20 protein-coding genes are annotated in these 20,245 nt (G+C 52.1%); 14 read left to right on the top strand and 6 right to left on the bottom strand.

The window, feature by feature from the left end; all coding sequences use genetic code 11:
* Window positions 1-832: 832 nt before the first annotated feature.
* From RI501_RS10790 to RI501_RS10780, 3 genes are all read left to right on the top strand, one after another.
* Window positions 833-2,422, top strand: coding sequence for a BCCT family transporter (locus tag RI501_RS10790; protein ID WP_313822482.1), 1,590 nt, complete (start codon window positions 833-835; stop codon window positions 2,420-2,422).
* A gap of 163 nt (window positions 2,423-2,585) precedes the next feature.
* The gene (locus tag RI501_RS10785) at window positions 2,586-3,044 is read left to right on the top strand and encodes a universal stress protein (protein ID WP_313822480.1); all 459 of its coding nucleotides are present in this window, start codon (window positions 2,586-2,588) and stop codon (window positions 3,042-3,044) included.
* Window positions 3,045-3,166: 122 nt separating this feature from the next.
* Window positions 3,167-3,751, top strand: a complete 585-nt coding sequence (locus RI501_RS10780) for an HAD family hydrolase (protein WP_313822478.1) — start codon at window positions 3,167-3,169, stop codon at window positions 3,749-3,751.
* Here RI501_RS10780 and RI501_RS10775 read toward each other — a convergent pair.
* Window positions 3,690-4,082: a DUF488 domain-containing protein gene (locus RI501_RS10775; RefSeq protein WP_313822476.1), complete on the bottom strand. Its 393-nt coding sequence runs from the start codon at window positions 4,080-4,082 to the stop codon at window positions 3,690-3,692. The genes RI501_RS10780 and RI501_RS10775 overlap by 62 nt on opposite strands.
* Window positions 4,083-4,232: 150 nt before the next feature.
* Here RI501_RS10775 and RI501_RS10770 point away from each other — a divergent pair, with 150 nt between their 5' ends.
* Entirely contained in the window at window positions 4,233-4,877 is a 645-nt protein-coding gene (locus tag RI501_RS10770; RefSeq protein WP_313822474.1) for a DNA-3-methyladenine glycosylase, read from the top strand.
* Window positions 4,878-4,920: 43 nt separating this feature from the next.
* A complete protein-coding gene (locus RI501_RS10765; RefSeq protein ID WP_313822472.1) occupies window positions 4,921-5,778 on the top strand; it encodes a helix-turn-helix transcriptional regulator in 858 nt (285 codons plus the stop codon).
* 71 nt (window positions 5,779-5,849) lie between these two features.
* Here the strand turns inward: RI501_RS10765 and RI501_RS10760 are convergent, their stop codons facing one another.
* The 3 genes from RI501_RS10760 to RI501_RS10750 all read right to left on the bottom strand — a co-directional run bounded on the left by RI501_RS10760 (window position 5,850) and on the right by RI501_RS10750 (window position 7,766).
* On the bottom strand, window positions 5,850-6,644 hold the full coding sequence (locus RI501_RS10760; RefSeq protein ID WP_313822470.1) for a demethylmenaquinone methyltransferase: 795 nt from the start codon (window positions 6,642-6,644) through the stop codon (window positions 5,850-5,852).
* Between the two features lie 16 nt (window positions 6,645-6,660).
* Entirely contained in the window at window positions 6,661-7,452 is a 792-nt protein-coding gene (gene map / locus RI501_RS10755) for a type I methionyl aminopeptidase (RefSeq protein ID WP_313822468.1), read from the bottom strand.
* Between the two features lie 134 nt (window positions 7,453-7,586).
* Complete coding sequence (locus tag RI501_RS10750) at window positions 7,587-7,766, bottom strand: hypothetical protein (protein WP_313822466.1); 180 nt, start codon at window positions 7,764-7,766, stop codon at window positions 7,587-7,589.
* 350 nt (window positions 7,767-8,116) lie between these two features.
* Here RI501_RS10750 and RI501_RS10745 point away from each other — a divergent pair, with 350 nt between their 5' ends.
* Both RI501_RS10745 and RI501_RS10740 read left to right on the top strand, forming a co-directional pair.
* Window positions 8,117-9,538, top strand: a complete 1,422-nt coding sequence (locus RI501_RS10745) for an MFS transporter (RefSeq protein ID WP_313822465.1) — start codon at window positions 8,117-8,119, stop codon at window positions 9,536-9,538.
* Window positions 9,539-9,735: 197 nt separating this feature from the next.
* A complete protein-coding gene (locus RI501_RS10740; RefSeq protein WP_011373852.1) occupies window positions 9,736-10,656 on the top strand; it encodes an IS30-like element ISLsa1 family transposase in 921 nt (306 codons plus the stop codon).
* Window positions 10,657-10,735: 79 nt separating this feature from the next.
* On the opposite strand, the gene RI501_RS10735 is transcribed toward RI501_RS10740, so the two are convergent.
* Window positions 10,736-11,530 (bottom strand): hypothetical protein, encoded by a 795-nt coding sequence (locus RI501_RS10735; RefSeq protein ID WP_313822463.1) that lies wholly within the window; start codon window positions 11,528-11,530, stop codon window positions 10,736-10,738.
* A gap of 128 nt (window positions 11,531-11,658) precedes the next feature.
* Complete coding sequence (locus RI501_RS10730) at window positions 11,659-12,513, bottom strand: hypothetical protein (protein ID WP_313822461.1); 855 nt, start codon at window positions 12,511-12,513, stop codon at window positions 11,659-11,661.
* A gap of 225 nt (window positions 12,514-12,738) precedes the next feature.
* On the opposite strand from RI501_RS10730, the gene RI501_RS10725 reads away from it, so the two are divergent.
* The 7 genes from RI501_RS10725 (at window position 12,739) to RI501_RS10695 (ending at window position 20,230) form a co-directional block, all read left to right on the top strand.
* Window positions 12,739-14,460, top strand: coding sequence for a phosphoenolpyruvate carboxykinase (ATP) (locus tag RI501_RS10725; RefSeq protein ID WP_313822459.1), 1,722 nt, complete (start codon window positions 12,739-12,741; stop codon window positions 14,458-14,460).
* Between the two features lie 18 nt (window positions 14,461-14,478).
* On the top strand, window positions 14,479-14,700 hold the full coding sequence (locus tag RI501_RS10720; RefSeq protein WP_313822457.1) for a hypothetical protein: 222 nt from the start codon (window positions 14,479-14,481) through the stop codon (window positions 14,698-14,700).
* A gap of 253 nt (window positions 14,701-14,953) precedes the next feature.
* On the top strand, window positions 14,954-15,973 hold the full coding sequence (locus tag RI501_RS10715; protein ID WP_313822455.1) for an aldose epimerase family protein: 1,020 nt from the start codon (window positions 14,954-14,956) through the stop codon (window positions 15,971-15,973).
* 82 nt (window positions 15,974-16,055) lie between these two features.
* Window positions 16,056-17,789, top strand: coding sequence for a phospho-sugar mutase (locus tag RI501_RS10710; protein WP_313822453.1), 1,734 nt, complete (start codon window positions 16,056-16,058; stop codon window positions 17,787-17,789).
* Between the two features lie 192 nt (window positions 17,790-17,981).
* Window positions 17,982-18,221 carry a hypothetical protein gene (locus RI501_RS10705; protein WP_313822451.1) on the top strand — a complete coding sequence of 80 codons (240 nt, stop codon included), beginning with the start codon at window positions 17,982-17,984 and terminating at the stop codon, window positions 18,219-18,221.
* Window positions 18,222-18,504: 283 nt separating this feature from the next.
* Window positions 18,505-18,744 carry a hypothetical protein gene (locus tag RI501_RS10700; RefSeq protein ID WP_313822449.1) on the top strand — a complete coding sequence of 80 codons (240 nt, stop codon included), beginning with the start codon at window positions 18,505-18,507 and terminating at the stop codon, window positions 18,742-18,744.
* A gap of 52 nt (window positions 18,745-18,796) precedes the next feature.
* The gene (locus RI501_RS10695) at window positions 18,797-20,230 is read left to right on the top strand and encodes a glycoside-pentoside-hexuronide (GPH):cation symporter (RefSeq protein WP_313822447.1); all 1,434 of its coding nucleotides are present in this window, start codon (window positions 18,797-18,799) and stop codon (window positions 20,228-20,230) included.
* Window positions 20,231-20,245 lie beyond the last annotated feature (15 nt).

Genomic DNA, 20,245 nt, shown 5'->3' with positions numbered 1-20,245 from the left:
TGGCGGAAACCAGTTGTGCCGTTTTACTAATCATGCCGTCCGCGTATAATAAAACGTGGATATTGCTTCACAGGAATGCAGTCGGAGCGGCTGTTTAGGCGCTTAGCGTCGGACTCGTGGGACGACCCGGTTCGGCGCTTTTTGTGTATCTTGGGAAGTAACGCTCTGAACAATGGTGGTTCAGGCTAATTATGAGGAGGTAATTGATGATTTCTAAATTCAACTAAACATCTGCTGGTTTTTTAACCAGCAACGTTTCGAATGCGGTTATCATTTAAGATTACCGAAGATTGGCTGGGAAGTGATCCCGGGGGTCATTGGCAGTTCTGCCCGGATGACCAACTCATTGGCGTTTTGCCAATCGTGAGGCCTCAACTTGCGACGCCGTGGTGCGTCAGACGGCTCGGTGACCCCAGATCAGTTCCCGTAGGCACTAATTTTAGTTAAGAGGCTTCTCATCAGTATCTTGCACTGCAGGCCAGACCGAAGAAGGAAGGAAAATCTGCTACTGATTTTAACCTAGCGAAACTAGGCTGAACGTGCAAAAACTCTATCAGTGATGGTGAACCCGTCGCTGCGCCCAACGAAGTGTCGTCAAAGCTTCGTTAAAAATCTAGAGATACTGAAAACTTTGTGCGGCAATGCGCCGCCAACAAAGCGCTGTACCGGTTGCTAGCCGGGAATTTACGCTTGTGGACTAGGCACTCAGTTGTACAGGATACAATTTGACCAGTGCCAACTAGGACGAAGCAAGAAATTCTGGAACTTAAACTGAGTCATCAGTAGCAGGATTTTTATTTTAGCGCGAAAAAATATTGATAAGTTAGTGTTCGTGCCAACGTTTGTCTTGTTTGCCATTGCGTCCGTGATCTTCATCATGGGCGGGGATCGGCTGCAGGCGGTGTTGGGCTCACTGCTCAACTGGATTGATACCCAGATGTCGTGGGCTTATCTGTTGGTCTATGCGATTAACTTTTTATTCTTTATGTATCTCGCCTTTGGAAAGTTTGGGAAAGTTAAATTAGGCGGCCCCGACGACAAGCCACGTTACAGTAGCTTTCAGTGGGGGAGCATGGTGTTCGCCACGGCGATCGATGCCAGTATCTTGATGCTGTCCATCGTCGACCCCTTACGGTACTTACAGCACCCGGCCTTCGGGTTGAAGCCGTTCTCTACGGCGGCCTACGGGGTAGCGCACATGTACGGTCAGTTCAACTGGGGCCCCATGGCGTGGATGATGTTTGCGCCGGCCACCATCGCGATTGCCTACGTCTTATTCGTTAAGCACGGTAAGGTTCAACGGGTTAGTGCCGCCATTACTAGCCTGCAAGGTGACAGCCGTGGCAAGAAGATTGCCCGGCAGGTCATCGACTTCTTAGTGGTCTTCGGGATCATGGGGGGCATTGGTTCCTCCGTCGGGATGGAAATTCCGATTATTTCGAAGGTCTTGAGTCGTTTGACCGGGGTTCAAGATAACCTGGCGTTAAAGATTGAGCTCTTTATTATTCTGTTTATTCTGTTTGCCGTCACGGTCTTCCACGGGTTAAACGGGGGGATCGACCGGTTAAGTGCCGCGCACATCTGGACGGCCTTAGGACTCTTGGCTCTGATTTTGATCATTGGACCGACCGTCTACATCTTAAATTCCGAAACCAACAGTTTGGGCTTAATGGCCCAAAAGTTTATTTCCATGTCCACCAATACCTTGCCCAACGGGGGAGATTCCACGGCTCAGCAGGAGACCATCTTCTACTGGGGCTGGTGGTTGTCTTACATGCCCGTCATGGGACTATTTATCGCCCGCATCTCCAAGGGCCGGACGATTAAGCAGGTCTTGGTCGGCATGCTGACTTACGGGGCCCTAGGGTGCATGAGCTTTTATGCCATCTTTGGGGGCTACTCCCTGTGGCTCCAACGGACCGGAGCAGTGAACTTGGTCCACATCTTAAATACGCAGGGGCAAGCCGCCGTGGTTGCCACGGTGATTGCCACCTTGCCGTTTAAGATGATTGTCTTGGCCCTGTACTGCATCTCGTGTTTCATCTTCTTGGCCACCACGATTTCGTCGTCGGCGTTTATCGTGTCGTCGTTTACCAGTCTCCACTTGGACGACGGGCAACAACCAAGTCGTTGGAACCGGATGATCTGGGTCGTGGTCTTCATCGTCTTCTCCTTCGGGATTGTGATGGTCGGGGGCTTCAAGACCGTGCAAACCGTGTCGACGATTGCCGGTTTCCCGCTGATGATCGTCTGCCTGCTGCTGATTCATTCCATCTGGCACATGTTAACGGCTAAGCCAGCACCGGCGAAGGTTACCGAACCGGTTATGGTACCCAAGCCAGTTGTGATGCGGCGGATTACCGTCGAATTACCACGGGCCGTTCGGGGACCGATGATTTTGTCGCCGGATCACGCGCGGTAAGTGATTAGTTTTAAAGATTAAAATCAAACAGCAGTCCGAGGGCCAACTTTCGGACTGCTGTTTTTGTTAACCTCAGCAATTTTACCTTAACCAGGGCGTCGGTTGCGTTTCCGATGAAGCTTGTTATAATGAGACCAGAGATTGTGACGCCAGGAGGGGTTTTATGCCAGACGAAAATTACCGGCCGTTGTTCTTCCACCGAATTTTGGTGACCATTGATGAAGATGATCGGCCGTCGACCGCCCGCGCTTTTCGATTTGCGCTGACGATGGCCCGCGATTACGGGGCGGAGCTCGGCATTACGTCGGTGTTGGAAAATGACGATATTAGTATCTACGAATCGTTGATGCCGGATAAGGTTCACCAGAAACGTCAGGAATTGCAAGACGTGGTTAAAGGGTACGCGGCCAAGGCGAAGGATTTTGGCGTTGAAAACGTGCGGCCCATTGTGGCGGAAGGCGGCGACGTGGACGACGTGATTCTCCAACAGATCATTCCGGATTTTCAACCGGATCTGGTGGTGTGCGGCGCCGACGTGGATTTCGCTAGTCACGGCCATCCCGGAGCCATCGGGTTACGCTTAGCACGCAAATCCGACGTCTCCGTGATCGTCATCCGGTAACACAACTATTAGATTAAGTCACTTAAAAAAAGCGTCAGCGGTGAAGGCCGTTGGCGCTTTTCGTATTTTAATAGGTGTATAATAAGACCCATTAATACCCGGCATGACGAGGGGAAATTTCGATGATCACCATTCATGGTTTCTTGTTTGATTTACACGGGGTTATTGCGGACTCTTGGCAGTACCACCTAAAATCATGGCAAACTGTGGCACAAGAACTGGACATTCCCTGGACCACGACGTTAGCGACCCAGCTGCCTGGCATGAGTCGCCAGGATTCGCTGACGGCCATTCTGGCTTCCGGCGGTCGGGAAAATAGCTTGACCCCGGCGCAATTTCGGCAACTGACCGAGCATGAAAATGCCCTGTACCGGCAATTCGTGGCCGCGATGACCCCGGCGAACCGGTTGCCTGGAGTGACCGCCTTTCTCGCCGAACTACAACGAGCCGGCTATCCGTTAGCCCTGGCCTCAGCGTCGACGAATGCTGCGGCGGAGCTCTTAGGGCTGCCACCTACCGCGTGTGTGGCCTTTGAGGACACCGTGACGGGGGTGCAGTCGGCGAGTGCGGCTGGGTGTGTGACCATTGGCATCAACGCGACACCGCTGGCCCCCGTAGCGGCGATGTTGCCAGGAACGGCTGCGCTTAGTCTTGCAGCCGTGCGGCAGGTACTTGCCCCGCAAGTTGAGCTTGCAGAAAGGCTTTAAGCACCACGGCTTGGTTGTGGGTCTCGTCCTTGGCTCCGTACAGTAGGATGACATCTTGCGTGGTGAGTTGGGTGGCCAACTGCTGCAGGAAAGCGGGTAAGGCCGGATTGGCGTTCAGCTCGGCTAGGTAGCGAGTTTTAAATTCTGGAAACTTGGCGGGGTCGTGGTTGAACCATTTACGCAGTTCGGTGGACGGGCCGATTTCTTTGTCCCAGTGGTCCAAATGAGCGTTAACTTTGGAAATCCCGCGGGGCCATAACCGGTCGACTAAGATGCGGTACCCGCTGAGATCGGCGGGCTTAGTGTAGATTCGTTCTAACTTTAGTGCCATAAAAGCATCATCTCCTAGTCCTTATTCTACCGTTTACGACGGGGGATGCAAAGGCGAAGGTAGACCGGCAGAGGACTGTACTAAGCTCGGGTTTGTTGCGGAATTGATTGCGGGGCAACATTAATTGGATAATTGGAAGGAAGGTTAGCCATGGCAGCGATTGGAGACTTTTACACGGGCCGACCAACCCCGGAGATTGCGCGCGACCTATTGGGGCACGAACTGATCTATGAGACGCGCGCGGGGCTGATGAGCGGCTGGATTGTTGAAACCGAGGCCTATCTGGGAGAACAGGATACTGCTGCTCACGCCTTTAAAGGGCGGCATACGGCGGCCAACGCTGCATTGTACGACGCGCCAGGTACCATTTACATATACGTCTTGCGGGGATACTACATGCTGAACGTTGCCGCTCAGCCGCAGGGGACGCCCCAAGGGATCTTGATTCGGGGAATCGAGCCGCACCGGGGATTGGAATTAATGCAGATTCATCGAAACAAACCGGTGCCGAACGTGACCAACGGACCAGGGAAACTGATGGCGGCGCTGGGCATTCACACCAAGGCGTTGAACCGGACCATGCTGGGGGCGCATAACCTGTTCATTACCCCGACGGCCACGCGGCTGCCCCGCCAAATCGTCTCTTCGGCGCGAATCGGCGTCAGTGCGGGGAGTTGGCACGACCAACCCCTCCGGTTCACGGTTGCGGGGAATCCATTTGTCTCGGCGAGTCGTAAACGGGACTGGGACCGTGGCCAGCATGGTTGGCAATCAACTGGTAATCTTGTACACTGAAAGTATAAGTCCAAAACCATTTAAGGGATGAGGAAAAGACAATATGAACGTAGATATTTTCATTGAAACCCGCAAGCGGATGCACCTGTCACAAGAACAATTGGCGCAGGGAATCTGTACGCAGGCGACCTTAAGTAAGTTTGAACGTAACGGGAAAGTCCCGTCGTTAAAAATTTTGTTACAGTTATGCGATCGCTTGGAACTCACCCTCGACGACCTATTCCCCGTCAATCAGAGTGGTGATTCTAAGCGGGCATTGATTTTGGAATCGGCCGAAACGCACCTGCAGCAAGAGATGTACCCCATGGTACACGCCGACTTAGAAAAATTAGGCGACCCCGCTAACGATTCGGTGACCTTCCAATTACGTTATTACTTTTTACGGGGGTACGCGACGGCCCTGTCTCACGGGAGTGTCAGTGATGCGCTGTACGACTTTTCGCAAATTTTGAACCGGTTAGACGAGGGCCATCACTCGATGTATGCGATGTTGGCCTACACGGGGACGGGAATTGCCTACAATCAAGTCGACGACGCCAAACGGGCAGAGTTCTATTTTAACAAGGTGTTCGGGGAAATCCGGAAGCTATCGTTTAAGACCCGCCATAGTATTTGGCGGGCCCTAAATATCATTAACTACACCGCCGAGTTCTACAGTCAACAGGGCGATTATGAGACTAGTGATGATCTGTTAGCTTACGGGGTTAAAATCTGTGCCCAGTATCACGTGACCTTTTATCTGGCTCGGATCATCCTCCGCCGGGCCCTTAATCGGCAGCAACATCATGCCGATCGTGCCGTAATTCAGCAGGATCTAGATGATGCGGCGGCGTTTGCGCGACTGAACGATAATCAGCATGTGCTGGGGCTCATTCGCGACGCCGAAGCGACGTTGGACTAGGGTAGTGGTCGCAACCGACAATGCCCGCTAAAGACAATTGAAATCGTTTAACGCAAAGGTGTCCCTTGTTCCTAATTCAGGAACAAGGGACACCTTTGCGTTTTAGTAAGCATGAGTGATCGGGGCAGTCGGGTCAGGCGGTCGGCCGGCCGGGGTTTCACCCCGAAGTGGACGGCCGCCGCTCCCAGGTTGAACCGGGTGAAGTGAACTTGAATCAACCCGGCTTGGGTGAACATGGCGGCGAGTGTTGAAGCCGACACGAACTCGTGAGTAGTTCGCTGCAGGTACTGGTAGGCTTGGTAGTGGTGGGCCACCACCCGGCCCATCAATGGCACTAAGTGACCGAAGTAGACTTGCCAGCCAGCGTGAACCAGCGGATTAGTCGGCTGTGAGGTTTCTAAGCAGACCACCTGGCCGCCGGGCTTAACTACCCGCGTCATTTCGTTTAAAACCCGTTGGGCGTCCGGGACGTTGCGCAAGCCGAAACCGATGGTGACCACGTCGAAGTAGTTATCTGGGTAGGGCAGGTGCATGGCATCACCGGTCTTCAGCGTAATTTGGCTTTGCAGCTGAGCCGTAGCGACCTTTTGGCGAGCGACCGCTAGCATCTCAGAGCTTAGGTCGAGACCGACCACTTGGCCGCTGGGACCCGCCGCTTGGGCTAATGAAATAGTCCAGTCACCGGTACCACAACACAGGTCGAGGGCGGAAACGCCCGGGGCCACGTGCATGGCGTCCATGACCCGTTGGCGCCAAAGCCGGTGGGTGCCCAAGCTAATAATGCTATTCATCTGATCGTACTGGGGCGCAATCTGATTGAACAGGTGCGCGACACTTTTTTCGGACGTGTGGTTGGTTAACGCCATCGTGGCCGCCTCCTTGTTAGAGATACTTGGCGTCGAATTCGGGATCCTGGGACGTTAAGATCTTCGGACCATCCTTGGTGATGGCCAGGGTGTGTTCGTACTGGCAGGATAGTGACCCGTCGGCCGAAACGTAGTATTCCCAGGATTTATCGGCCGTGGGCTTGGATTTGATCTCCCAAGTCCCCAAGTTAACCATGGGTTCGATGGTGATGGTCATGCCCTCGCGCAAGCGTAAGCCGTGGCCCGCTTCGCCGTAATGGGGGACGTTAGGTTGTTCGTGCATGGTTGGGCCAATCCCGTGGCCAATCAATTCTCGCACGTCACCCATGTGGTTTTGGGTTTCGACGTAGTCTTGAATAGCGTGGCCGATATCCCCGATGCGGTTGCCCACTACGGCCTGGTCAATCCCCAGGTATAGGGCTTTCTTCGTCACGGCCATCAGGCGTTTGGCGTCGTCACTAATCTCGCCAACCGCGTAGGCCCAGCAAGAATCGCTTTCGAAGCCGTCCAGGTTGACGGTCATATCAACTTTGACCACGTCGCCGTTCTTTAAGATCAAGTTCTTTCGCGGGATGGCGTGGGCCACTTCGTCGTTGACGCTGACACAGGTGGCGTACTTGTACCCCTCGAAGCCCTTTTCGGACGGTTTAGCGCCGTGTTCTTCGATGTACTTGTTCGCAAATTCTTCGATTTCCCAACTCGAGATGCCGGGCTTGATGAGCTGACGTAAGCCCAAATGGACACCGGCCAAAACGGCACCAGATTCACGCATTTTTTCGATTTCACGAGCTGATTTAATAGTTATCAACGTGTTACCTCCTCTAAATTAAGTGACACTTCTAATTTACACCCAAATTGGCAATTCGGCGAACTTGGGACGATGTTCGGGAGCCAACGGCGAAAAACGAGGGCGAGATGGTGGTCTCGCCCTCGCTAGCTGTTCTATTCGGTTTTAGTTAATTGTGTGATGTCACCAGCATCGATCTTCTTTAAGATGTGCTTGGCCTCTTCGATCCGGGCATCGCAGAGGAACCGCATGGAACTGTTATGATCCTTTTCTGCTTCATTCATTTGTTCGGTGAGAAAGTTGATTTCATCGTGTAAATAACTTACTAAGTCCATGGCTTGCCCTCAATTCCTTTAATTTACCAGAATAATTTCTATTCCCAATAGACTATATTGTACCAAAAAAGCCCGGAGAAGTAACTTATCGTGCCGCTGGCGGTCAGAACGTTTAACTCGTCAAAAATTAAATTGCTAGCAATTTAATTTGCGAAGGTTCACCCCCCACCGCGACATGGAAATGGTGGTAAAACCCAACGGGGTCAAGGAAAATAATCGGAAGAAGGGGGGCTAAGTCACCGGCCGAACTAGGGGCGCGGGCGGGGGTTACGAGTTTACAGAAATCAAGAAAAGGGTTACGATGGAATAGTTAAGAACAGTTCTAAACTAGGCAAAGAGGAGTGGGTAAGATGGCAGAGACACAACCAATTGATTTGAAGGGGCGGCCGTACAATCATTTAGCGTTCATTTGGACGTTGTTGGCCGGGACGTTTACCATGTCCATCAGTCAATCATCGCTATCGACGGCCTATCCGACATTGATGCACTACTTCAACATTCCCGCGTCGACCGTGCAGTGGTTGACTACCGGGTTCATGTTGGTGATGGTGGTCATGATGCCGGTCAGTCCGTGGTTGTTGAATAATCTACGGTTCCCGGTTTTGTTCATGAGTATGCTGGCCTTATTCGATGTGGGAACCTTCATCATTTACCTCGCCACCAGTTTTCCAATGATGATGCTGGGGCGGGTGATGGAAGCCATGGCCGTCGGGGTGATGTTCCCGTCGTATCAGACCGTGATGTTACGGATCACGCCGGAAGATAAACGGGGTGGCGTGATGGGCTTTGCCGGGTTGGTCATGGGGTCCGCGTTAGCCGTGGGTCCGATCATTTCCGGAATCGTCTTAAAATACACGACTTGGCAGGGGCTCTTCGTGGTCTTCATGCTGATTATTACGGTGGTCTTCGTCCTGTCGCTCAAGACCATTAAGGACGTCATGCCCCAGCACACGTCACGGTTGGATTATCTGTCCGTCGTGGGGAGCTTAGGCTTCATCGGGATTCTGTACGTGGTTAACCAGATTGGTAAGGCTGGCGTCAACTGGGGGCTGCAAGGCACCCTGTTGGTCGTTAGTCTGTTACTGGTCACGTTCTTCGTTTGGCGGCAGTTCCACGTTGACACGCCGTTACTGGAATTACGGGTGCTCAAGACCTTTAACTTCGACTTGGCGGTTTTGTTGACCGGGACATCCTACATCGCGCTGATCGTGGTGACGATTATCTTTCCGTTGTATTACCAAACGGTGCTGGGGTTATCGCCGTTCGCCTCTGGGATGTCGCTAGTTCCCGGGGCCGTCTTGCTCAGCCTCTTAAATCCGGTGACCGGGCACTTGGCCGATAAGATCGGCTTCAAGGGCACCATGTTGACCGGGATGGGCATGATTGTCGTCGGTTGGGCCTTGCTGGTTCTAATGCCGGGTAAACAACCCCTGTTCAGTATGATTCTGATTGCGGCCCTGATTGAAGGGGGCAACGCCTTTGTCATGATGCCCGCCGTTACGTTGGGGGCTAACTCGTTACCCGATAATCTGATTTCACACGGGACCGCCGTGATTACCACGGTGCGGCAAATTCTGGGATCGACCGGGGTCGCTGTGGCGACGTTAATCTTGGCCATGGTCACGGCCAGTCACAAGGCCACGACCACGGCGGCTAACGCCAACTTGGCGGGCTACCGGGCGGTCTTTATGACCTTCCTGGTGGTCTCTATCGTGGGCTTCATCTTCGCGGCCATGTTACGGGATGGGCGCAAGACTAAGGCACAGGGTTAAACCGATGCTTCAGGTCATTACCAGGCTGGTTCGGCAGTGCGTTGACCCGGCAACGCAGTGGTGACGAGGCTCAAATCAGTCACTCAATGAAAACAACCTGGCAAATTCTATAATTAATCCGAACAGAAATTAAAAAGCCCAAAGCAATCACTTACAATGGTAGTAGCTAATTCCAACCAATATAGGGAGTGATTACTTTGGGTACATCTACTTTATCACGTTTTCAACGTGGCGCACTAGCACAACTGGTCAATGAGGGGAATAAATCTTACCAAGTAATGGCTGACGCCTTAGGCGTCGCCAAAGCTACGATTAGCTATGAGTTGGACCGGGTTAAACCTTATGATCCAGAATTAGCTCAGCAAGATGCAGATCGCAAAAGGCGGAATTGCGGTCGTCGTTCGATGCTGACGGCAGCATTAGCGACTTTAATTACCAATCACTTACGATTAACCTGGTCACCAGAAACCATTGCGGCCGCTTATAACTTGAGCACTGCGTCAATTTATAATTGGCTTAATCGTGGCTGGCTCCCCTTCAAATTGACTGATCTACCCAATCGGAATGTCCGCCAGCACCGAGTGAGCGAAAATCGTGGGAAATTTACAAGTGGGACTTCCATCGAACAACGGCCAACAACTGTTAATCAACGGTTAGCTTTTGGTCATTGGGAAGTAGATACGGTGCTTTCTAGTCGAAGTGAGTCACGATCATGTCTGGTTACATTCGTAGAACGTAAGACCCGACTTCTATGGGCCATCAAAGCCCCTAATAGAACGGCTAAGGCTCTAAACACCGCCTTTGGCAAGTTTATGGGGGCCTTCGGTCCCCAAGTAAAATCCATTACTGTTGATCATGGTAAAGAGTTTGCCAATTATCAGGCCTTAGAACAGGATTATCAGATCAAAGTTTATTTTTGCCATCCATATTCACCATGGGAGCGAGGTTCCAATGAATATTTTAATAGACGGTTACGCTGGTTCTTCCCGAAAAAGACCAATTTTAGCCAAGTAACGACTGATGAGATCCTAGCAGCACTTGAACTAATTAATCAACGACCATTAAAAATACATCATCAACAGACTGCCATTGAAAGATTCCGGGCTTGTTCGGATTAAACTTGTAATTTGCCACCTTAAAAAAGCCTCCATTCGGCGCCGATGCGCTCAATGGAGGCTTTTTAACTGACTGTTGGGTTTAATCGCCGGGGCCATCGTTGCCCAGTGGGGTGAAATAGGCGTGACCGCCGAGCGTGTAGCGGCTGTAGAACCAGCCGGCTAAATCGTTATCACTGTTTCCTGGATTGTGGATGGGACGGTGGTTGTTGGTTAACGTGAGGCGGTAGCGGGCCGCCCCCGTTCGCCGGACGTGTTTCGTCGTGAGCCCGGGAAGCTTAGTTTTGAAGTACAAGTAGCGCGTCCCGGACTTGGTCACCTTAGTCTGCTGGATTTTCGCGTGAAGCGTGGGGGTGACCTGTAGCCGAGCGGTCGCTAGTACCTGCTGATTGGGTTTATAACGGTCGAGGTAACCATCGGCAGTCAGTTGAATCCGGTTAGCTTCCTGGTTGTCTGCCGCCCGGGTAATGGCCGCCTGGCTGTGACCGGGATAGAGGTTGCCATAGCTATAGGTTGGTAGAAACGCTGGCCGTTTGACCTTGACCAGCGTGCGGGACTTTAGGGTGGTCATCTCCCCCGAAACGGGAATATAACCCTGGCTGATCAACGGCTTAAGCCGCCGATAGCTGAGCAGAGAAGCGTCTAATCGATAGTTAGCACCAGTTTCGTGTTTGGCGGCCAACGTCACCCCCTTAGGGAGGGTGAGCGTTTTGGTCTTGGCACTTTGGTGGCTGTGAATGGACGTGACCATCACGTGGAGCTTGGTGGTCCGGGTCGTGCGGTAATGTTGCGCGATGTGTAAGAACAGTTTATCGGTCGAGGTATTGCCGATTTTAACGGTGCCACTGGCGGCTTGTGCGGAGCTGGAAGCACCCATGAGTCCCCAGCCCAGTAGGCCAGCCATCAGACCGAGTATTAGTTTGCGGATAAGATCATCTCCAAAAAGTTGTTAATTAATCGTCTGAGCCGGTGGTTTCGGGGTGCGGTGGTACTTAGAGGGGGGCATTAGTCGCCGGACCCGTCGTTACCTAGTGGTGTGAAATAGGTTTGCTTGCCTAAACGGTACAAACTGTAAAAACTACCGGCCCCGTCATCATCCGAATTTCCCCGTTGGTAGATGGGCTGATGGCGGTTGGTTAGCGTGAGACGGTAGCGAAAGTTCCCCGTTGAACGGATGTGTTTAGTGGAGATGCCCGCAACCTTGGTCTTGAAGTACAGGTAGCGCGTGGCCCCCTTGACCATGGTTTTTTGAATCTTGGCACTGCTCTGGGGACGTAGCTGTAAGTGCACAAATTGGTTGGCCTTTGAGTTGGTGGCCACGTGACGTTCGAGGTAACCATCGGAGGTCAGGAGGACTTTGGGGCCGGCCTGTTCACCGAAAATGTGATTAATGGCTTGAATGGTTTTCCCGGGGTAGAGATCCCCATAACTGTATGCCGGCAAATAGGTGGGCCGAGTCACCTTGGTTAGGGCGTGGGCACTGGCTTTGATTCTGCCGTAGAATTGATCGGTGGGGACGACGCCCTTCTTAATTAGGGGCTTTAAAACGCCATAGCTCAATTGCGCCGCGTCAATCTGATAAACTTTACGGTTAGCGATGTTGTTGGCAGCCAGGACGGTTCCCTTGGGAATGGTCAGCGTTTGCGTAGCTGCCGCAGTGCTGGTGCGGGTGATAGGGTTGGTGTCAATCTGAGCTTTGACGGCCTTAGTGGTGCGATAGTACGGCGAAATGTGTAAGAATTCTTTGAAGGCCGTAGTCGTGCCAATTTTGACGGTGTATTTAGCCGCCTGAACGGGGGTGCTCCCCAGTAACCCCAGTCCCACGAGTAGCGCAGTACTTCCTAGTAACCATCTTTTCATTAGTAAGTTCCTCCCTGGTGATTAGTTATACCTAGTATACGCTAGTTTAAGGGAAACCGGCCACGCAGTGAGGGGAGCGGGGGTTGGGTTGATGACTAATCAAATAGCGGGCGGCCGGGACAGGTTAATTTTGCATCAAGCCCGGTGAAAGGCTTTCATCTGGCGGAGAAATAGGCTAAACTTGTCATAATCAAATGATGAGACAACTATGAGAGGGGTTTTTCTATGCCAGTACCAGCACCGATTGATTTACAAACCTTCTACGCCAACCCGGACCGCAACGTGGCCGTGTTGAACTACAGTGCTCGCTTCTTATCAAGCACCTTTGATTTGATCAATAGTGACGAATTTGCCGCTTTCGTGCAGCTCTTTTTGGCCGAGCAACAAGACTCGATTCCCGACGATGCCGATCCCGAGACCACCTATGATCGGGTGGACCCCAAGACCTATATTGACACCTTAAAAGACGTCTTGACCGATCAACCACGCGCATTTGATCAATTCTCGCGTAAAGAAATTCTGGCCAGCATTGAAGATCTCTACTCATACTACCGGTCGTATCTGCGGGTCGCGACCATGACCACCCAACAGAATCACGTGGTGGCCAGTGAATTCATGACCATTGACCAGCGGTTTAACGACGTGGTCTTACGCTTGTACCGGACGATTGAAGAAAAACTCAAGGGCCACGCCAACCACGTCTACCGGCAGACCAATGCGGCCACCAGCGCCTGTGTGTTGTTGCAACAGGTTCAGTGGCCGGTACCGGCCGGTTATGAGGCCTTGACGGATATCCGCTTCATGAACCGCCTGATGTTGCGGCCACCGATGATGCTTCACACCAAGAGTAACAAGCGTAAGGGTCGCTTCACGGCGAGTCACGAGAACCCGTTGAAGAACTTCACGGGGACCAAGCAAGACTGGTTGTGCTACCCGGCAAAGATTGGGGAAAGCTTGGCCTACATCTACTTCCACCGCGACTACATGGCATCGGGCTTGGCCTTGGCTAACCTGTTCCAGCTGGCCGACCGTCAGGAGGTCTTGAACCAGAAGCCGGACCTGATCTTACTCTTTGGCTCCCCGAGTGCGCAGGGGGATGCGGATCCCGAAAACGGGCACTACTTCTATGACGCCGAAAATCAAATCTACGTGGGTCAGGTGCCATACAATGACCAAACGACCTACTTTGGGTACATGAAGAAGATGTGCTTGACCCTGCATAACTTGCACCAGATTGCTCAAAAGCGGTTGCCAATCCACGGGTCAATGGTTAAGATTACTTTCGCTAACGGTCAGACCAAGACGGTGGTCTTTTTCGGGGATTCCGGAGCGGGTAAGTCCGAATCCATCGAAGCGCTGCAGAACGTGGCCGATGACCAGATTGTCAACATCGAAACCATTTTCGACGACATGGGGAGCTTCACACTTGATCCAGGAAAGGGCATTTACGCGCAGGGGACCGAAACCGGGGCCTTCGTGCGCCTAGACGACCTGAGCAGTGAAGTCGCCTTTAACAACATGGACCGCGGGATTTACATGAACCCCGAACTGTCCAACGCGCGGGTAATTATCCCGGCCAACACCTGGGATCGGGTGGTGGCCCATCACCACATCGACATGTGGGTCTACGCCAACAATTACGACGATGCCGTGGGGGTTCACCGCTTTACGGACCGCGAGCAGGCCGAGGAGACCTTCGTGGCCGGCAAACGCCGGGCGTTGGGAACCACCGATGAGGTTGGGATGAGTACCACCTTCTTCGCCAACCCGTTCGGCCCCGTGCAAGAACAGGCCCAGACGCGACCGATTATCGACGCGGTCTTTACCGAACTCTTCAAGGAACAGGTTTACATTGGGGAAATCTACACCCACTTAGGCAACGACAAGTCCCAAGACAAGTTAAACGAGTCCGCGCGTGAACTCTTAGCCGAATTAATGAACAATTAGTCCGAGGAGGAGATACCGATGGTGACCCCTGAACAACGTGATTTAATTTTGCATACGCTGCTCCAGATTGACGATCCGTACTACCTGAATCAATTTCAGGACGCTAGTAGCGAAGACGAATGGTTCCACATCAACGAACAGTTTATCCAACAAGATCTCCAGCGCTTTTTCCCGTCGACCATCGACACGCACGACCCCGAAACCTGGAAAATCATCCGGGCCCAACTCAAACAGTTTTGAGGGTCAGTTGTGTTGCCGAATCTTAGGATCCTGGCCCATTGCGATTGCAGGTGGCGGGATACAACTTGGGTACGGTAACATCAATGATTATTAATTTATAAAAAGTCCCCGCTCCCGCGACTCGCGGTGAGCGGGGGCTTTTTGTCAGGTAAATTTGCGTAAAATTTTACTTAATCACGAAAAACAATGGTACTTAAACGCCGAGTATTATACAATGTAACCGTATTCTTAGAATTTTGGAGGTGCCTGTTTTATGCAAATTACCCAAGAAATAGCTGGCGAACTTCACCAACAAAAAGTCACCAAGTACGTTTTGACCAATCAACACGGGACCCGCGCGGCGATTCTGACCTGGGCGGCCACCTTACAAGAATTTAGTGCCTTAGAAGACGGTCAACGTCAACAACTCGCCGTCCACCAGGACAACCTGGCGGCTTACGACAACAATACTTATTGCCTCTGCCAGGCGCTCGGCCGGGTTGCCGGCCGGATCAAGGGGGTGGCCTTTGACATTGACGGGACGACCTACCAGATCGAAGCCACTGAAGGCAAAAATGCCATCCACGGGGGCCCCCACGGCTTTCTGCACATCAACTGGGACGCCACGACCCAAGAAGACGGGGACCGGGCCAGTGTGATTTTGACCCATACCTCAACGCCGCAAGATGATCAGTACCCAGGAAACCTCACCACAACGATTACCTATACGCTGGATGAAAACGACCGGTTGACCATCACCTTTAAGGGGCAAAGTGATGCAGCAACGCTGTTTAACCCCACGATTCACGCGTACTTTAACGTAACTGACGATCAACACGATCTGGATCAACAATGGTTGACCTTGAACGCCGACAAGCGTTTAATTTTAAATAATGAAAAGATTCCGACCGGCGAGAAGGCTGCCGTGGCCGGGACCGGCTACGACTTCCGCAAGCCGCGGACCATCAAGGATGGCCTAGCCCAATTGGCCCAAGCCGGCGGTGTCGAATACGATGATGCCTTTGAGGTTCAGCCGGGGGATGCCCCAATCGCTACGGTTGGTGATACCACCGGTCACCGCGAAGTCCAAATCTATTCCGACAGAAACGGGGTAGTGGTCTTCACGGCGAACGCCACGGACCCAGCCAGAGCGGAGAAACGCGACTACAACGCCCTAGCTTTGGAAGCGCAGAACTTACCAGATGCCATTCACCACGACAATTTTGGGGACATCGTGTTACCCGCGAACCAAGCGGTCACGCACACGATTGCTTATCAATATGTCCGTAAATAATGGGCGGACAACTAGTCAGTACTGGTTAAAACGAGTACGCTATGGTGAGGAACTAGGTCATCAGCAAAAGGAGAGATTCGATTTGAGTTGGCAAGAAAACTATGCCGTTTGGCAAAAACAACCCACCATGTTGCCGGACGTCCGGCGTGAACTGGACGCTATGGCGGGCGACAATCAGGCGCTAGAGGCCGCCTTTAGTGCGCCGATGAGTTTTGGGACTGCCGGCATGCGGGGCGTTATGGGTCCCGGTATCGGGCAGATGAACGTCTACACGGTACGCCAGGCAACCGAGGGGGTGGCCCGTTATCTAGATACCCTGGACGACGCCACCAAACAACGTGGGGTCGCCATCAGTTTTGATTCGCGGTACCATTCCACTGAATTTGCTCACGAAGCGGCCCGGGTTTTGGGCGCTCACCAGATTCCCAGCTTCGTGTTCGATGATTTACGGCCAACGCCGGAATTGTCCTTTGCCGTGCGGCACCTGCACACGGCCATGGGAATCATGATCACGGCCAGCCACAACCCCAAGCAGTACAACGGGTACAAGATCTACGGACCAGATGGCGGGCAGATGCCGCCTAAGGCTTCGGACATGATCACTAAGTTCGTGCGGTCCGCCACCGACGTATTCGCCATCCAAGTGGCCGACGAACAGGCGCTGCGTCAGGCTAAGTTGCTGCATATCATCGGTGAAGACGTTGACCAGCCTTACTTGCAAAACGTGACGAGTGTGACCATCAACCATGACCTGATTAGTAAGGTCGGCAAGACCATGAAGTTGATCTACACACCACTGCACGGAACTGGGAAAGTGATCGGTGAACGGGCCTTACGGAAGGCCGGTTTCGAGAACTTTACCATGGTGCCTCAACAGGCGATTGCCGACCCCGAATTTCCGACGGTTGACTTCCCGAACCCCGAATTTCCGGAAGCCTTTGACATGGCCATTGCGTTAGGAAAACAAGAGGGCGCCGATCTCTTAGTGGCCACCGACCCCGATGCCGACCGTTTGGGTGCCGCTGTCCGGCAACCCGACGGGGAGTACCAACTGTTGACCGGGAACCAGATTGCGTCAATCTTGTTGGCCTACATTTTGAAGGCGCGCAAGGCGGCTGGAGATCTGCCGGTTGACGGTCGGGTGGTTAAGTCAATCGTGTCAACCGAGTTAGCCACCAAGATTGCGGCGGCTTACGGCGTGGAAATGAAAAACGTGCTGACCGGCTTTAAGTTTATCGCCGAACAGATCCACCAGTACGAAACCAACCACGATCACACCTTCCTGTTTGGATTCGAAGAAAGTTACGGTTACCTGATCAAGCCATTCGTGCGGGACAAGGACGCCATCCAATCGACGGTCTTGCTGGCCGAAGTGGCGGCGGACTACAAGCAACGGGGGATGACCCTGTACGACGGGATCGAAGAACTCTACGCGACCTACGGCTACTACGCCGAAAAGACCACGTTCGAGGAATTCCAGGGCGTCGACGGCTCCGCACAACGGGCCAAGCTGATGAGTGAATTCCGCGAAAATGCGCCCCACGATTTTGCCGGTACCGGCATTGATGCTGTGGAGGACTTCCAGACCAGCGTGAAGACGGCGGCCGATGGGACCACCACGGCCATCGATTTACCACAGTCCAACGTCTTGAAGTACTGGTTACACGATGGCACTTGGATCTGCATCCGGCCTTCCGGAACCGAGCCCAAGGTCAAGTTCTACATTGGTACTAGCGATCAAACGGCCGCTGCGGCCAACCAACGCTTAAGCAAGTACGAACAAGCGTTGAAGGCTTATGTAGCGTCTATCAATTAACGTTGATTTAACTGGCGTTCTCGACGATTGTCGGGAACGCTTTTTCTTTTTAAAACGGTAGCGGTTACAATATTGCCAAACTTTTCACAAGTTGCTATAATGCATTTTGGATGACTGATAAGTAACCGTAAAGGTTGTAAAAACGGCTAATTGGGTCCTTAGTTAGCTAAGGTGAGAAAGAGGGATTTTGTGATGGCAAAAGATAAGATGAAGTTAGATCCTGAGAAGTTTGCGGCCGCGGTGCTGGGGGGCAATGCACAGAAAAAGGGCGAAGAGAACAAGCTATACATTAAGCGCCAACTGACCCTTTATCTGGAAGCCACACTCCTAGCGCAAGATTTTAACGGGTTGGAACAGACCCGCTTCAACGACGCCAAGGAGCAACAACGCGACGATATTTTGATGAAACTTATCGAACGGCGCTATAATTAACTAAAGTAATTGATCCGGCTAACCCTGTTAATTGGGCTAGACGGGTCTTTTTTTGTGCCTTCATTTATTGGGTTTACTAAATTTTTTACCATAAAATTACAACCGGTTGCAACCTGATAAAAACGCTAATATAACGGTTTTTATGTTGAACAGTGTACAATGATTTAGGTTGCAACTTTGCCCCGTAGGCCCTAAGATAAGTAACGTAAAGCGCTTACATTTACTTAAAATTCACTGATGAGCTTTACCGAACTTCATGATGAACGGAAAGAGGGTATTTTGAATGGCTAACGACAAAATCACGTTAGATCCAGCTGCTTTTGCGGCCGCAGTCCTGGGAGGAAACGCTCAGCACCCCGACGAAGCCAATAAGTTGTACATCAAGCGTCAATTGACGCTGTACTTGGAAGCCATGTTGCTGGCGCAAGATTTTAACAATCTTGAGGAATCACGGTTCGACATGGCGAAAGCCCAGAAGCGCGATGACGTGTTGTCCAAGATCATTGAACGTCGTTACCACTAGACGTTTCGTTCGTTAACTTAAGTGATTAATTTGAAAGGTGTGAAAAAGAGCCATGAATTTATTTAAGCAGTATGCTTCCTATGCATTTGGGGCGTTTGGGCACGATGCGTTCTACGCGACGTTAAGTACCTATTTCCCAATCTTCGTTACTAGTGTTCTGTTCACCGGCCACGCGAACTCCGCGCAAATGATTGGGGCCGTTAGTGCCATGCTGGTGATTATTCGGTTGATTGAAATCGCCTTTGACCCGATGATCGGTGGGGTTGTGGATAACACCCGGACCCGTTGGGGCAAGTTCAAGCCCTGGTTACTTGGTGGTGGGCTGGTCAGCTCCATTACCTTGATGATCATCTTCACCAGTATTGGTGGGTTGGCCGATCACAACGACATGTTATACCTGATTATCTTTGGCATCGTGTTTGTTATCTTAGATATTTTTTATTCCTTCAAAGATATTTCGTTGTGGTCCATGTTGCCAGCGTTGAGTGTTGATTCCAAGACCCGGACTAAATTCGGGACGGTCGCTCGTTTCGGATCTACGTTAGGGGCCCAAGGGGTCATCATCGTGGTTATGCCATTGGTTTACTTCTTCAGTCAGAAGTTCTCCGGCACGACCGGGCAAACGCAGACCCGCGCCGGTTGGTTAGGATTTGCCGCCGTTATCGCCGTGGTTTCCTTCTTAGGGGCCTTGACCGCTGCGTTTGGGACTAAGGAACAAAAGAACTTGATTCGGGAAAACACCGAAAAGACCCGTTTACGCGACGTCTTCAAGGCCATTGGGGAAAACGATCAACTCATGTGGTTGGCGCTCTCCTACTTCCTGTTTGCCTTTGGGTATGTCATCACCAACTCCCTATTGCTCTACTACTTCCGTTACGTTATTGGCAAGCCGGCCGCTTACAGTATGGTCGGGGTTATTACCGCCATCTTAGGGATTATCTCCGTCGTGCTGTTCCCATTCTTGGTCAGCCTGATCAAGCGCCGTGGGGTGTATGTCGGCGGGATTGCCTTGATGGTCGTCGGTTACCTGATCTTCTTGTTCGCTGGCACCAACGTGACGATGGTCTTGGTCGGGGTGGCGTTCTACTTCTTCCCGTACCCAATGATCTTCTTGGCCGCCTTAATGACCATTACTGACAGTGTGGAATATGGTCAGTGGAAGAACGGGACACGGAACGAATCCGTGACCTTAGCCGTTCGGCCCCTGATCGATAAGTTGGCCGGTGCGTTCGCCAACGGGGTGGTAATGTTAGCCGCTCTGCAATCTGGGATGACCGGGAACGCTAAGCCGTCCGATATTTCAGCTAGTGGATTGTTACAATTTAAGATGTTCATCTTCTACATTCCGATTATTCTGATTATCTTGGCCGCCATCGTTTACTTTGGCAAGATCAAGTTGTCCGAAAAGCGTCACGCGGAAATCGTCGAAGATTTGGAAAAGAAATTAAAGGCTGAAAAGGCTGCTGGTCAAAAGATCGGGGACTAATCAGTTCGACGGGGT

Source organism: Levilactobacillus zymae (assembly GCF_032190635.1).
Lineage (GTDB): Bacteria > Bacillota > Bacilli > Lactobacillales > Lactobacillaceae > Levilactobacillus > Levilactobacillus zymae_A.
The sequence above is the reverse complement of the archived record's forward strand: the minus strand, read 5'-3'. Positions and strand labels throughout refer to the sequence as shown.

Bases quoted from the DNA above. Each gene is read 5' to 3' on its own strand.
- RI501_RS10785 (WP_313822480.1), top strand. From the start codon at position 2,586: ATGCCAGACGAAAATTACCGGCCGTTGTTCTTCCACCGAATTTTGGTG.
- RI501_RS10780 (WP_313822478.1), top strand. From the start codon at position 3,167: ATGATCACCATTCATGGTTTCTTGTTTGATTTACACGGGGTTATTGCG.
- RI501_RS10775 (WP_313822476.1), bottom strand. From the start codon at position 4,082: ATGGCACTAAAGTTAGAACGAATCTACACTAAGCCCGCCGATCTCAGC.
- RI501_RS10770 (WP_313822474.1), top strand. From the start codon at position 4,233: ATGGCAGCGATTGGAGACTTTTACACGGGCCGACCAACCCCGGAGATT.
- RI501_RS10765 (WP_313822472.1), top strand. From the start codon at position 4,921: ATGAACGTAGATATTTTCATTGAAACCCGCAAGCGGATGCACCTGTCA.
- RI501_RS10760 (WP_313822470.1), bottom strand. From the start codon at position 6,644: ATGGCGTTAACCAACCACACGTCCGAAAAAAGTGTCGCGCACCTGTTC.
- RI501_RS10750 (WP_313822466.1), bottom strand. From the start codon at position 7,766: ATGGACTTAGTAAGTTATTTACACGATGAAATCAACTTTCTCACCGAA.
- RI501_RS10745 (WP_313822465.1), top strand. From the start codon at position 8,117: ATGGCAGAGACACAACCAATTGATTTGAAGGGGCGGCCGTACAATCAT.
- RI501_RS10735 (WP_313822463.1), bottom strand. From the start codon at position 11,530: ATGGGTGCTTCCAGCTCCGCACAAGCCGCCAGTGGCACCGTTAAAATC.
- RI501_RS10730 (WP_313822461.1), bottom strand. From the start codon at position 12,513: ATGAAAAGATGGTTACTAGGAAGTACTGCGCTACTCGTGGGACTGGGG.
- RI501_RS10725 (WP_313822459.1), top strand. From the start codon at position 12,739: ATGCCAGTACCAGCACCGATTGATTTACAAACCTTCTACGCCAACCCG.
- RI501_RS10720 (WP_313822457.1), top strand. From the start codon at position 14,479: ATGGTGACCCCTGAACAACGTGATTTAATTTTGCATACGCTGCTCCAG.
- RI501_RS10715 (WP_313822455.1), top strand. From the start codon at position 14,954: ATGCAAATTACCCAAGAAATAGCTGGCGAACTTCACCAACAAAAAGTC.
- RI501_RS10705 (WP_313822451.1), top strand. From the start codon at position 17,982: ATGGCAAAAGATAAGATGAAGTTAGATCCTGAGAAGTTTGCGGCCGCG.
- RI501_RS10700 (WP_313822449.1), top strand. From the start codon at position 18,505: ATGGCTAACGACAAAATCACGTTAGATCCAGCTGCTTTTGCGGCCGCA.
- RI501_RS10695 (WP_313822447.1), top strand. From the start codon at position 18,797: ATGAATTTATTTAAGCAGTATGCTTCCTATGCATTTGGGGCGTTTGGG.